Source organism: Motilimonas sp. E26 (assembly GCF_021278025.1).
Classification (GTDB): domain Bacteria; phylum Pseudomonadota; class Gammaproteobacteria; order Enterobacterales; family CBDFNC01; genus Motilimonas.
The window spans coordinates 244,038-257,287 of the sequence record NZ_JAIBHJ010000004.1; the positions used below are offsets into that span (position 1 = coordinate 244,038).

Annotated in this window: 7 protein-coding genes; 6 read left to right on the forward strand and 1 reads right to left on the reverse strand. The window is 42.9% G+C overall.

The genetic code is table 11. The features are described 5' to 3' along the window. Position 1: 1 nt before the first annotated feature. Positions 2 to 1,726: an ABC transporter ATP-binding protein gene (locus tag K1M91_RS05485; protein ID WP_348983261.1), complete on the reverse strand. Its 1,725-nt coding sequence runs from the start codon at positions 1,724 to 1,726 to the stop codon at positions 2 to 4. A gap of 465 nt (positions 1,727 to 2,191) precedes the next feature. Between K1M91_RS05485 and K1M91_RS05490 the strand changes: the two genes are divergently transcribed. The 6 genes from K1M91_RS05490 (at position 2,192) to K1M91_RS05515 (ending at position 13,229) form a co-directional block, all read left to right on the forward strand. Then, positions 2,192 to 3,328, forward strand: a complete 1,137-nt coding sequence (locus K1M91_RS05490; RefSeq protein ID WP_232800545.1) for a peptidase M42 — start codon at positions 2,192 to 2,194, stop codon at positions 3,326 to 3,328. Continuing rightward, a complete protein-coding gene (locus tag K1M91_RS05495) occupies positions 3,325 to 4,170 on the forward strand; it encodes a PA4780 family RIO1-like protein kinase (protein ID WP_232800546.1) in 846 nt (281 codons plus the stop codon). Before K1M91_RS05490 ends, K1M91_RS05495 begins: the two co-directional genes overlap by 4 nt. An 856-nt stretch (positions 4,171 to 5,026) precedes the next feature. After that, on the forward strand, positions 5,027 to 9,274 hold the full coding sequence (locus tag K1M91_RS05500) for a non-ribosomal peptide synthetase (protein WP_232800547.1): 4,248 nt from the start codon (positions 5,027 to 5,029) through the stop codon (positions 9,272 to 9,274). Beyond that, entirely contained in the window at positions 9,267 to 10,664 is a 1,398-nt protein-coding gene (locus K1M91_RS05505) for an MATE family efflux transporter (protein ID WP_232800548.1), read from the forward strand. Before K1M91_RS05500 ends, K1M91_RS05505 begins: the two co-directional genes overlap by 8 nt. A 181-nt stretch (positions 10,665 to 10,845) precedes the next feature. Continuing rightward, a complete protein-coding gene (locus K1M91_RS05510) occupies positions 10,846 to 11,916 on the forward strand; it encodes a phytanoyl-CoA dioxygenase family protein (RefSeq protein WP_232800549.1) in 1,071 nt (356 codons plus the stop codon). Then, positions 11,913 to 13,229, forward strand: a complete 1,317-nt coding sequence (locus K1M91_RS05515; protein WP_232800550.1) for a DUF6271 family protein — start codon at positions 11,913 to 11,915, stop codon at positions 13,227 to 13,229. Before K1M91_RS05510 ends, K1M91_RS05515 begins: the two co-directional genes overlap by 4 nt. The last annotated feature ends 21 nt before the right edge of the window (positions 13,230 to 13,250 follow it).

Here is a 13,250-nt window from a genome sequence, read left to right on the forward strand (position 1 = left end):
GTTAAGATGATGCAATTTGTAAGTGTGCTTTACTCAAGTTCTCAAACGATGGCATTAGCGAAATTAAGTTTTTACTGTATTCATCTTGTGGTGAAGTAAAAATTTGTTCGCTGTCACCCACCTCAACTAAGCAGCCGTGTCGCATCACACCCACGCGATCGCACATTTGTCTGATCACCGGTAAATCGTGACTAATAAACAGCATAGTGAGGTTTAATTCATCTTGTAAGTCTTTCAATAAATTTAATATTTGCGCTTGCACTGACACATCTAACGCTGACGTGGGCTCATCACAAATTAAGAATCGTGGTCTTGTGGCTAGGGCTCTGGCGATGGAAATACGCTGGCGCTGACCACCGGAAAATTCATGTGGGTATTTAATGCCTGATTTACGGCCCAATCCAACATGATCGAGTAGGTCGGCCACGATTTGCTCGACTTGTTGATTATTTTCGGCCAGTTTGTGAAAGCGAATCGGCTCAGCAATAATGTCAGCTACCTTCATTCTTGGGTTCATGGAGGTGTATGGGTTTTGAAACACCATTTGCATTTGACGGCGAATTGGTCGGCGCGCTTGCTCATTTTTTAGTGCGGTAAGATCAACGCCTTCAAAAGTTATTTTGCCACTTTGCGGCGCATATAAACCGGCGATGGCGCGCGCGATAGTCGATTTACCACTGCCACTTTCACCCACTAAGCCGAACGTTTCTCCCTCAAAAATTTCAAATGACACATTGTTGGAGGCTTGCACATATTCACGACGACTGGCAAAAATGGAGTCTTTGGTGGTAAAGCGTAAGTTGACGTTTTCCACTTTGAGCAGAGGGCCTTGATATTCTTTTTGGTCTTGAGATTGCCCCAACCAATGATTCGCTATATCGAGCTGGTGCAATTCTTCTGCTTCTTCGATGTAATTAACCAATGGAAAGCGAACCAATTTGATATCACTGCGTGGCACTGCAGAAATTAGGCTTTTAGTGTATTCATGCTCAGGCGCGCCTAATACTTGGCTAGTGGTGCCCATTTCGACTAGCTCACCGCGATACATCACGGCCACTTTATCTGTCACACTCGATACAACGCCCATATCATGTGTGACTAGCATGCAGCCGACTTGACGCTCTTTACACAGGGTTTTAATCAATTGCAGGATTTGATCTTGAATCGAAACATCCAGCGCCGTGGTTGGCTCATCGGCAATGATTAATTGTGGATTACAAATTAAGGCAATGGCGATCACCACACGTTGGCGCATACCGCCGGAAAATTGATGTGGATATTGTTTAATGCGCAGTTCAGGCTTGGGAATGCCAACGGCATTAAGCATGTCAATCGAACGCTGGTAAGCTTCTTCACGGGTTACTTTTTCATTGGCTAACACTGTTTCGATCATTTGTTGTTCAATAGTGAACAAGGTATTCAGCGAGGTCATCGGATCTTGAAAAATAAAACCGATTTTTGAGCCTCGTACCGCGCGCATTTGCTCGCGAGTGAGACCGGAAATTTTTTCACCATTGAGAAAAACATCGCCGTTGGCAATGACACCTGGTGGGCTAAGCAGATCGATCACCGCGTTGCCGATGGTTGACTTGCCCGCACCAGACTCGCCAACAATGCCAACAATTTCTCCTGCTTCAACGGATAAAGAAAGGTCTTTGACCGCTACCATCACGCCATGACGTGAGGGATATTCGATTTGAAGGTGCTGCACTTCAAGTAGTGACATATGCTTACTCTGACTCAATCCTAAGTCCTTTGTTTTTAATATAGGCTATAACTATAGTGAATTAATTTAGCATTATGGTGGGCTAAATTAGAGCTTACTGAATAATATGTAAAGCTGTTTGATCACATATTTGCGACATAAAAATCTAATATATGTGTATAAGAAAGCGGTATTTTTGAGTTTTTTTCAATTTAACAACATTTATATGCATATGGAAGAGTGAATTTAAACCAATTATTATTCTATGTTTTTGGTTTTATATTCTTGCTTTTGTTTGGTGGGTAGTTGTTAAGTCTATAATTTAATTTTCAACCAACTGTATATCTCATTTTAATCTCGTTATCTGAATAATCCTACTTATTTGGTTTTTTCAACTAAGGACATGACTTGTAACGTTCTAGTTAATGAATGATTATTTGTTAGTCTGCGCTAAATTATTCACCTGATTTACTAAATATGCATGGCATGAAAGATAAAATGGATTTATTGTGCCCAAATGATGAGAGCCAAGCTTGGAAGCTAACATTGAATAAACACCAAAATTTTATCGATTTATTGCGCGTTTTGATCCGCCAACCAAGTGTTGTTGGAGCTGAACATTCATTTTTCCGAGTGCTTCAGCGTGAGTTGGAAGAGCGTGGCGCCAAAGTGACTTGGTATGAAGGCCTGCTGGTCGCTCAAGGTAACCAGCCAGATAGCGCCATGTTTTCGGCGCATATTGACCGTCATGGCTTAATTTGCACGGGTCCAAATGAGTTTCAATACGCGGCATTCGTCACTGGTCACCGTTCTGACTTGCTCGGTAATTCAGTCTCTGAAAAGTTAATGACCAAGATAGTGGATCGATTTCGTAACGTACCGCTAACCGCTTATGAGCCTTGGTCTGGTTCATATCGTGGCGCAGGCATGATCAAAAATGCTTACATTTGTGAATTTCGCAATAACCTTATTTTTGAAGTGGAAGGGTTAGAGCATTTAGTGGCAGGCACGCCAGTGGCGTTTACCGATAGCTTAAAAATGCAAGATGGCTTACTCACGGGGCAACTAGATAATGTGATGACAGCAGCGGCATTAGTGCATTTATTTGGTTTAGGTTTCCAAGGCACAGCCTTTTTTACCGCGGAAGAAGAATCGGGCAGCAGTTGGCGCTATTTATTAGAATGGTTTCGCCGCTTTAATGGGGCGACGGATAAGCTAATCGTAGTGGATACCAGCCCGTTTCCTGATCGTGCAAGTTTAGAAGCGCAGCAAGTGGTATTGCGTCGCCGCGATGCTAATGCAAGCTTTAATGAAGCGTTAACGAATCAATTAGAGCAAATGTGTCTCAATAACGGCATAACCTATGCTTATAAAGATGCCTATATTGAAGCGCAAAACAAAATTGCTTTGGCCGAGGGAAGGGAGCCTGCGTCATTAGGCAGCACTGAATTAGGTCGGATCACGGCGGCATCAAATGGTTTTGTTCAAGGCACTACTTTACAAGTCCCAACAATGGGCTATCACACTATGGAAGAGTCGGCATTATTGGGCTCAAGTGACGCATTTTTATCTCTTTTATTAGAATTATCAGGGATCACAACCGAGGGTCAAAACGTTATATGAAGGTACCTGCGCAAATTTTGTCTTTAGTAGAAGACGGCATTGTTGACGAGGTGATAAGCCAATTGATGAGTGGCAAAGAAGCGGCCGTTTACGTCGTTCGTTGCGGTGATGAAATTCGCTGCGCTAAGGTTTACAAAGAGGCAGCGAAGCGGAGCTTTAAACAAGCGGTACAATACCGAGAAGGGCGCAAAGTGCGTAATAGTCGTCGAGCTCGCGCGATGGAAAAAGGTTCGAATTTTGGTCGTAATGAACAAGAAAAAATTTGGCAAAATGCCGAAGTCGATGCCTTATACGCGTTAGAGCGGGCAGGCGTGCGTGTACCGCAGCCTTACGGTTGTTTTGATGGTGTGCTTATTATGGAGCTAGTGACAGAAGAAGATGGCACTGTGGCTTCAAGGCTTAATGATGTCAGTATGTCAGCTGAGCAGGCGATTGAAGACCACCAAGTGATGATTAACTATATTCAACGAATGCTGTGTATTGGCATAGTGCACGGCGACTTGTCGGAGTTTAACGTGTTGGTGGATGACTACGGCCCGGTGATCATTGATTTACCCCAAGCCGTGAATGCTGCTGCTAATAACAATGCGAAATGGATGTTTGAGCGTGATGTTAATAATATGCGCGCTTATTACGGCCAGTATGCTCCTGAGCTGTTGACTACTCAATACGCTAAAGAAATGTGGGCGTTGTATGAAGTGGGCGATTTATCACCCGATACGGAGTTAACTGGTGAGTTTGTCGCACCAGAGCATGCGGCTAATGTAGAGTCGATTTTAGACGAGATTTATGCTGCTCAGCTTGAGGCAGAAGAAAAACAACTCAGTATAGAAGACAATTAGCTGCATAGCTGCAGCCTTTTTGTGATTCAGCAACTGGTGTTTTGCTCAGTAACAAACCAATCGCTATCATTTTTGCACTAAATACCTAAAGCTATTTATTATTACTTTCAATTACTTAATTGCCGCATGCTGGCGGCTTTTTCTTCCTAATGACTTAACCCGAGTTCTGGATAAGTAAACAACATGTTTTTCCTGCAAAAACGCGGTAAAAATATCCCTATACGCTTTGCATTTTCATCCTTGAAAACGAAATTTTGCAGTAAAATATATTGTATCCGCTTGTAATTGGCTTAAGCAAAACTGAGGTTACTTACCTTTTTTCGTTAAAAGTCGTCTAATCCCTGTTGATTTAAGGGGCTGAAGCTAAACTTTGATAGCACCAGCCAAATCTTGGCACCGTTAATATTTCTGATGCCTAAATTTCCTTTAGCCCTTTGTATTTATATTGCGATTCCAGCCCTGCATTATTTCATCACTCACCGCTAAAGCAGAAAGCCTCAGGCTGCGTCATATTGCTTCATTTTAGGTTAGTTATTGGCGCGGTTTTCAGATCATTAAACGTTAACAATGAGTCATCTTGTTAATGTCAATATAGTTATTGGATAAGAAATAAATAGTTAATATTGCTGCAATAATTAGATTGAGAGGAAGATGGTTTTGCTAAAGTAAATTTTTATAGTGATATTCTCTTTTTTGCTTGTACGGGAGTCAAGGTTGTACCTATCAAAGGGTGGAATGCCCTTGCTATATTTGACTGTAATATGCTTTTTTTGAGCTTGTACTCATTATATGTATTTGTTAATAAAAGACATTTACACATTGATTGAAGCTTGGTTATAAAGCTCATGTGTTCAATATGAGTATCTTTATTATGTTATCTAATGACCCTTGGGTAGAGTCGGTTTACCCTTTTAGTGATCTACAACGCTTGCTCTATAAAGCTGATCCCGATGTGAAAATGGCCGAAGCTGTGCGTCAGTTTGATGGTGTGTTTAGCCAAGACAGGTTAAATAATGCAGTGAAGCACGTTGTTTATAGCCAAGAGATATTGCGGACTAAGTTAGTTTGTGTGTCGGAAACACCGAAGTGGCAGGTTTACCCTGCTAACCACTTTGATCATCATCATTCTCAGTTATGGGAAGTATACGCTTATCCAATTTCAACTCGGCATTGGCAACTCGTATTGAGTTATTCACCGGTATTGATGACAGCCCTTGATGCACAACAGATCTTGGCTGATATCGCCCAATCCTATATTTCTTCTAATGCCATTCTTACTGCTCGAACATTGAAAGCAAGGATCAAGCAAGAAGCATTAGCGCAATGTAAAGTAGCAGTTCAAGATTACTGGCAACGTTGGCTAAAACAGCAAACTTTTTCCACTTCATTTGATAGACAAAGCGGTCAAGGAGCATTACATAAGTCTCGCTTATTATTAAAAGCTCCGGACTGGCCAGCTGAGCAAATTCGAACCCTTTGCTTACTAGCACATTTAAAGGTGGTCGCTACTTATCAAGGCTGCACTCATCCTACTACCTTATATCTAACCAGCCCCTCTGAAATGGATCAAAATAAGCAGTTGTTGCCTTTTAGCTTTGAGTTGCAAGAGAATGACAGGGCCTCTGAAATAGCCAGATTAGAGGTCGCTCTGCAGCAGCATAGTGACGTTGCTTTTCCTGGCTATCAATACTTGTGTGACCAAATTCAGGGGGAGATGTTTGATGTTTGTTTTCACTTCTCTGATGCTAGTATACCGAGTCAATCCATTTATCCGACTGATTTTACTTTTGATTTTATTTATAGCGCGCAAGGCGATATTCATTTAACTATTGCTAGTCGTGGTGGTTTATCCGAGCGGTTTGTTAACAAATTGATGCGCGAGTATCAAAATGTATTACACCAAATGCTGATAGAGCAAAGACCGCTCTCGCAGTTGTCTCTGGTTGCTGACGATGCAATAGAGGGCGCGATAAAAGCACGCTCTTCATTTGCGTTGTTACCTAAAGCACTAGACTTATTTAGTGAACAAGTTGCTTTAGCACCTGAGCAGGTGGCATTGTGCTTCGACCAACAGCAGCTCAGTTATCAAGAGCTTGATCAGTGGTCTAATGCTTTAGCAATAAAAATACAAGCACGTCTGGATGTCGGAGAGCTGAGCGTCGCAGTAATGTTAGCAAGAACGCCGCTGTTAGTTGCATCCTTACTGGCTTGTTGGAAGGCTGGGGTGCAATACATACCGCTAGCAGATAATTTACCCCAAGACCGAGTCAATAATATTCTCAAAGTCTCACAAGCATCACTTTTAATCATCGATGATACCTTCGATACAAGCGGACTATCAGGTGCCAATAAAACGTTAAAATTAGCAGTGGCGCCTGAATTTGTTACGAGTTTTGAACCTAGTTATCATGAATTGGCTTACACCATTTTTACATCGGGGACGACTGGCCAGCCAAAAGGGGTCAGTATTAGTCATCGAGCCATGTCTAATTTTCTGTTGGCATGTCGGCAAATATTTTCAGGCTCGGCTCTCAATCGAGTGTTGGCACTGACAACCATTAGTTTCGATATTGCGGTATTAGAGTTGTTTTTGCCGCTTATTTCTGGCGGGAGTGTTGTGTTAGCCAATACCGCTTGCGCCAGTCACCCGGAACAACTTGTTGCGCTGATCTCTCAGCAAAATGTCAGCTTAATGCAAGCGACTCCCTCCACCTGGAAAATGATGCAGCTACATGATTGGCAAGGAAAGTCCGACTTAATCATGTTGTCTGGTGGCGAAGCCTTGGACAGCCAATTAGGTTGCTGGTTACTAAATCGAGGTGCCCAGTTATGGAATATGTATGGGCCAACAGAAGCGACAGTTTGGGTCAGTGCGCTACAGCTTAATAAACGTTTATTAGATGTTGATAAAGTTGCGCCAATTGGCGGTTTATTAACAGGATGTAGCATGTTGGTGGTTGATAAGCATAACCGACCAGTACCGCTGGGAGCCAAGGGTGAATTGGTGATCATGGGGGATTGCTTAGCACAAGGTTATTTGAATCAACCGGTACTGACCGAAGAAAAATTTGCTTATTTTCAAACTCAAAGTGGTCCAGCACGTTTTTATCGCACCGGTGATCTAGTCGTTGCAACTGAGCAGGGGTGGATAAAATTTAAAGGGCGCAACGACTACCAAGTTAAGATCCGTGGTTATCGCATTGAGCTAGGCGAAATCGAAGCTCAGATGGCTCAGATTGAAGGGGTTGCGCATGTTGCTGTTGTGGCGACGCCTTTGCAGCGTGGTGACAATAGGTTGGACGCTTATTGGGTTCCTACTAATGACAAAATTATCTCAGACGCAGAAATAAAAATGCAGTTAGCGCAACAATTACCTGACTATATGTTGCCAACCACCTTTACTCAACTCGCTCATTTGCCGCTCAATACCAATGGTAAAGTTGATAAAAACGAATTACCAGCTCCATATAAAGTTGTGGATGAACAGGTGCCGCTAACCCGCCAAGGACAGCTAATAAAAAAATGCTGGGAGCAGGTGCTTGAGCATCCTGGGTTAGCGCTAACCGACGATTTTTACAGCGTCGGAGGCGACTCCTTGTCGGCCATTATTTTACTGCACGAGCTGAAAAAGCATCAGCTTACCGTTTCACTTGATTTTCTTCAGGAGCATCCTAACTTACTGGATTTCATTAAACATATTCCTTCTATAGGGCAGGAGAGGGGAACTAAGGCAGCGCTGCCCTTTAGCGCTAAGCAATCATTAGAGCAGGAAGAAGCGGTACTGCTGTCCAATAATTGGTGGTTCTTTCAACGTGCGGATTTAAATTACTGGAATGCGCCATATTTGTTTGTAATGCCAAACCATTACAGTGCGGAAGAGATACACGCTGCGGTTGATTTTCTGGTCTGTCATCATCCTGAATTACGTGCAAATTGGTATCGTCATGAAAACGGTTGGAGCAAGCGATATGTCAACGTTGCACAAATGGCTGAATATTGGCAGCAGCATGATTGGCAACAAAAGCAATGGTCAAAAGATGAGTTAGCAGAAGCAATTACGTCACATTGCAATCAAATGCAGCCCAGTCTCGAGCTAGGACAATGTTTGTTTAGAGTGAGTTTTATTCGAACACCAGCGGGGTTTGAAAACCGCTTATTTATGCTCGCACATCATTTGCTCATTGATTATTTTGGTTGGCAAGTATTAGCGCAAGACCTTAAGACAGTATTGGAGCAGATAAAAGCACAGCAGCCCCCTCATTTAGGTACGCAAACAACATCGGTTAATACCTTAGCTAAGTTACAACAGCAAATGTTACACAGTCCTGACACGTTATTATTTATGCAACAGTACCTTGAGCAAAACTGGCACTTATCGCAGCCTGATCCGTACCGTAAAACGGTACCGGAACAAGCTACAACTGACATTAAAAGTATTGAAGTCGCGTTGCCAGATAAAAGCAGCAAGATGTTTGAATCTTTAGCGAATCAGACTAGTCGCAACTCGGCGACAAATATAGAAATGTTAAGTTGTGCTTTAACGTCTGCTTACTGTCGATGGAGTCAGCACCAAGCCTTGAGCTTGAATTTAACGCATCATGGTCGTCAATTTAATCAAGAAATGGGCGTGGATTTAGCCCGTACCGTTGGTTGGGTTAGTCAGTATGTCAACGTGTTGCTTGATTTTAGTCAAGCTGAGCATATTGAACAGCAGATCGCTACAGTGAAGCGCGCCTTTAAACTTATTCAAGGCAAAGAAAGTTTACCAAGCTTACTGCTTGCTCAACATGCTGAGCGTGCGTCTTTCAAGCAAAAGACGCAGCATCAATTAGAGCTTAACTATATTCCTCGTCAATCTTCGCAACGGCAAGACCAATTTGTGCGCGCGCCAGAGTCGACAGGGCAACCAGATGGTCCTATAGCGGCAAATATTCCTGCATTTGTTAGGGTTTGGCATCGTGACCAACAATTAGTGCTCACACTCTCCTTTAGCAAAAACTACAGTACATTTGATATGCAACGGCTACTGGATTTTTTTGCGGATGACCTAATTTCACTACTTAATTTTAACCAATCAATACTCAAGGAGACCTGTGATGTTTAAGGCGGGAGATCGACATTTTATTAAGGCATTATTGGTGATCTCATTGCCGCTAACCTTACAGTCCATCATGTTTTCATCGAAAGGGTTAGCCGATGTTTTAATGTTAGGGCAGCTCAGTGAGGCCAGCCTAGCAGGCATCGGAGTTGCAACGCGTGCATTTTTTATTGCTACGTTTGTGCTATATGCCGTCGCTTCTGGTGGTGGTGTGCTATTGGCGCAATACTGGGGGAAGCAAGATCACTCCGGCTTTACGCGCACCATGGCGCTTACCACATGGGCTTCTTTACTAGTGGCAATGCCGTTATTTGGCGTGTTTTACTATTTTCCTGAATGGGTGGTCAGCTTAGCCAGCTCCGCACCGGAAGTCATTGAGCAGGGCGCCATATATTTAAAAATAACGGCCGCCCAGTTAATTGTGATTGGTGTGGTATCTAGTTTTGCAGCAGGCTTGAGATCGATACATAAGGCTAATATTAGTACTACTTTTAGTGTCTTAGGCTTATTGCTGAATATAGGTCTGAACTACGTTTTAATATTTGGTCATTTCGGTGTTGAAGCGATGGGGATTGAAGGCGCTGCTTGGGCAACATTGCTAAGTGCATTTTTCGAGTTGTTATGCTTGATTGCATACACCTATTGGCGTCGCTACGCGGTAGCATTCTCATTGACAGCGCTGAAAAATTTGCCTCAAGGCGAAGTATCTAGACTGATGAGATTATCTGTGCCTATTGCCTTAAATATGGTGGCGTACGCAGGAGGTCTGTTCACTTATAGTATTATTTTTGGTCGAATGAGTACCGAGGCGCTGGCTATCTTTACGCTGATGAGTCCAATCGAGTCTATTGCTATTTCATTATTAATCAGTAATGCGTCTGCGACTGCTGTGTTGCTAGGTAATGAGCTTGGCTCAGGAAAAACCGAAAACACATATCGCCACTCTTGGTTAGCAGTGACTTTTAGTGCGGCTTGTGCGGTGGTAACTGCTGCTATCATGCTCGCGAGTGCAGACTTAGTTATAGGTAGTTTTGAAGGGCTTAGTGCTGCAACCATCAGTGTTGCTCATCAACTGTATCCTATCTTAGCCATCGGTATCATTATCCGTAGCTTGCCTATCACTATGATTATAGGGGTACTGCGCTCGGGTGGTGATAACACATTTTGTCTCTATCAAGATGTGATTGCGCAATGGGTCATTGGTATCCCCACTGTTTTGATGCTGGCATTTTATTTTGAAGCCTCTTTGCTATGGGTGTTTGCCGCTATTTTTGTCGAAGAAATCGTCAAGATAATGGGCTCTGTCTACCGTATTAGCAGCCGATTATGGATGCGCAACCTTATTAGCGATGAAAGCGATACAAATATTTCCACCGCCACTGTTGAGGCTGCATGATATGACAGGGTTCCTATATAGAGCTAAGCCCCCAACTTAGTCCCGTCGTCAAGTAATACAGCCGTTAAGAGCGGTATAACCCAACGTAGCACAACGATAACTGAGCAATATTGCCTTCAGTGGTTGGCTACGTCCAAACATTCTCTAACTAAGATAAAACCTGTACAAAAAGGACCAAATAATGAGTAAACAATACCGTACCTTAGGCCATATTCCTTACACCAGTGCCGATGCCGAGTCATATTATGGCCCAGTAAAATTCCATACCATGGAGAAAAAATTACCGCTTCGGGTGTTGTCGGAAGAGGATTGGGCCTTTTGGCAAGAAAACGGTTACGTGGTCATTAAGCAAGCGATCAGTCGTGATGCTGCTTTAGCCACCTTAGATTTTAGTTTTGATTTTCTGGGGTACAGTAAAACGGATCCTGATACATGGTATCAATTACCGGATTTTAAAACCGTACGCCAAAGTGAAACTCATGCGATTGGATTAATGGAGGCATATCATCATCAATTACTTTGGGATAACCGTCAGAATCAACGCGTGTATGATGCATTTGTTGATGTGTGGGATACGGATGAGTTGTGGGTGAGTTTAGACCGAGTGAATATGAATCCACCTAATATTCGCAATCGCAAAATTAACCCGTTCATACATTGGGATATCAATACCACTGAAAATCCTATGCCATTACGGATCCAAGGCGTGCTGGCCATTAATGATTCAAGCCCTAAACAAGGCGGTTTTCAGTGCATTCCGAGTTTATTCAAGGAATACGATGAATGGGTAAAGACGCAACCGGAAGATCGTAGTCCTATTATTCCTGAGTTAAGTGCCCATCATAAAATTATTGTGCCGCAACTTGAGGCTGGAGATTTGTTAATTTTTAATGGGTTATTAGCGCATGGCATTGCAGCAAACTTTACTGAAAATGAAATGCGAGCGATTCAGTATATGGCGATGATGCCAGCCATTGAGGAGCACCAAGATTTGATTAATGAGCGCGTTTATTCATGGGCAACGAACAATACGCCCACTTGGAATGAGTCCTTAGTGGGCGATCCCGTCAAGCATGAGAAAGAGCGTTACGGGCAAGCTAGCCTTACACCTCTGGGTGAAAAACTACTGGGTAAAACATCTTGGCAAACAGGAGAATCACTGGTTGATGTTAACGCGTTACTTGAAGAAAAATCAAAAGGTGGGCGCACTCCTGAAACGCTTATGGTTAAAAAGGAAACGGAGTCAGCATGATCAACAAAAGACGGATTTGTTTAGCTATGCCGACAAACAGGGCATGTGCCGAAGGAATTGAGGCTATCGTGAGGGAAGCCAATTTTGCTGTGCATCGGTGTGGTGTTGAAGTGATATTATTAATTGCAGATACGGCGGCGGATGATGCTTTGGTCATCAATAAGCAAGCGGTTTTGCGTCAACAGACGCTGACTGTGCCGGGGGTGAAATTAATACATTTAGACCGTGAGCAACAATTTACCATTCTCCACAATGTGACCCGGCATTTGAGCAATGGTGAAAAGATTGTACAGCAGCTTTTACCGCGGGATGCGTCTTATGGTGCGGCAACTAATCGGCTATTTATCTTTGCTGAAAGCTACGGTTGCGATAGTGTCCATCGACGAGACTCTGACAGTGGTTATCAGACAAAAGAGGGCGAAGAAGTCTTTCCGATTGAGCATGAAATCGCCTTCGCTAAGCTGGATGTATTAGAAAGTAGCTGGCGAGTAGAGCAATCTTTATCGGCACAACATCTGCCTGAGCAGCCAATATATATAAGTGGTGCCTCATTTGTGGGCGAACGTTCGGTTGATGTTGAGCCACTATTGGAACGGAGTGAATCAGCTTTTTACGATGTTTTAGGTTTAATGTGTCCGCTGCAATTTAGCCAACAACAAAAACAGTTATTGGTACAGAATGCTTTTAGCAGTAAGGCCACCGCTTTTGAGAAAGACAAGGTTGAATTGGTGCAAGGGCAGGCCGTTAACATTGACATGTGTAATATTTGTTTTACAGATATTTACCGCTTGATACCTTTGCCTAATTGCAGTGAAACCATCGGTGCAGATTATTTTTACTTGCAATTGATGAAGTATGAAAAACTGACGTTTGTGCAACATAATCGACATATAGACAATTTTTATACACCTGAGCGGCGTACTGTCTCTGGTCGGGTTATTTACCAACTAAGGCTCGTTAATTATTTACTTTATATGAGCTTTAATCATGCTTTGTTTGCGTATCTAAAGCAATCAGGGCAGTTGGTATTAAATGTTAATGGGGGAGCAGCTCCCGCAAATGAGGTGCTGTTACAAGCCATTAAAGCCGTGCAGCCCACGTTGAGTTATGAGCTAAAACAAAAATTAGATCTGATTATCGCAGCTTACGAGCCGTTGGGTGATGAATTTACTCAAACCGCTTTGTTTATTAAGCAAAGTCAGCAAAGTATGATCAATAAGGTGTTGTCGGATATTAATGCTTTTGCTGATCTCGTTGAAATTTGGCCAACTATCATAAGTAATATACAGGGTAACCTTGAGATTGCCGCTTAGTTGATAAGTAACCCAAATTAT

Bases quoted from the DNA above. Each gene is read 5' to 3' on its own strand.
- K1M91_RS05485 (WP_348983261.1), bottom strand. From the start codon at position 1,726: ATGTCACTACTTGAAGTGCAGCACCTTCAAATCGAATATCCCTCACGT.
- K1M91_RS05490 (WP_232800545.1), top strand. From the start codon at position 2,192: ATGAAAGATAAAATGGATTTATTGTGCCCAAATGATGAGAGCCAAGCT.
- K1M91_RS05495 (WP_232800546.1), top strand. From the start codon at position 3,325: ATGAAGGTACCTGCGCAAATTTTGTCTTTAGTAGAAGACGGCATTGTT.
- K1M91_RS05500 (WP_232800547.1), top strand. From the start codon at position 5,027: ATGAGTATCTTTATTATGTTATCTAATGACCCTTGGGTAGAGTCGGTT.
- K1M91_RS05505 (WP_232800548.1), top strand. From the start codon at position 9,267: ATGTTTAAGGCGGGAGATCGACATTTTATTAAGGCATTATTGGTGATC.
- K1M91_RS05510 (WP_232800549.1), top strand. From the start codon at position 10,846: ATGAGTAAACAATACCGTACCTTAGGCCATATTCCTTACACCAGTGCC.
- K1M91_RS05515 (WP_232800550.1), top strand. From the start codon at position 11,913: ATGATCAACAAAAGACGGATTTGTTTAGCTATGCCGACAAACAGGGCA.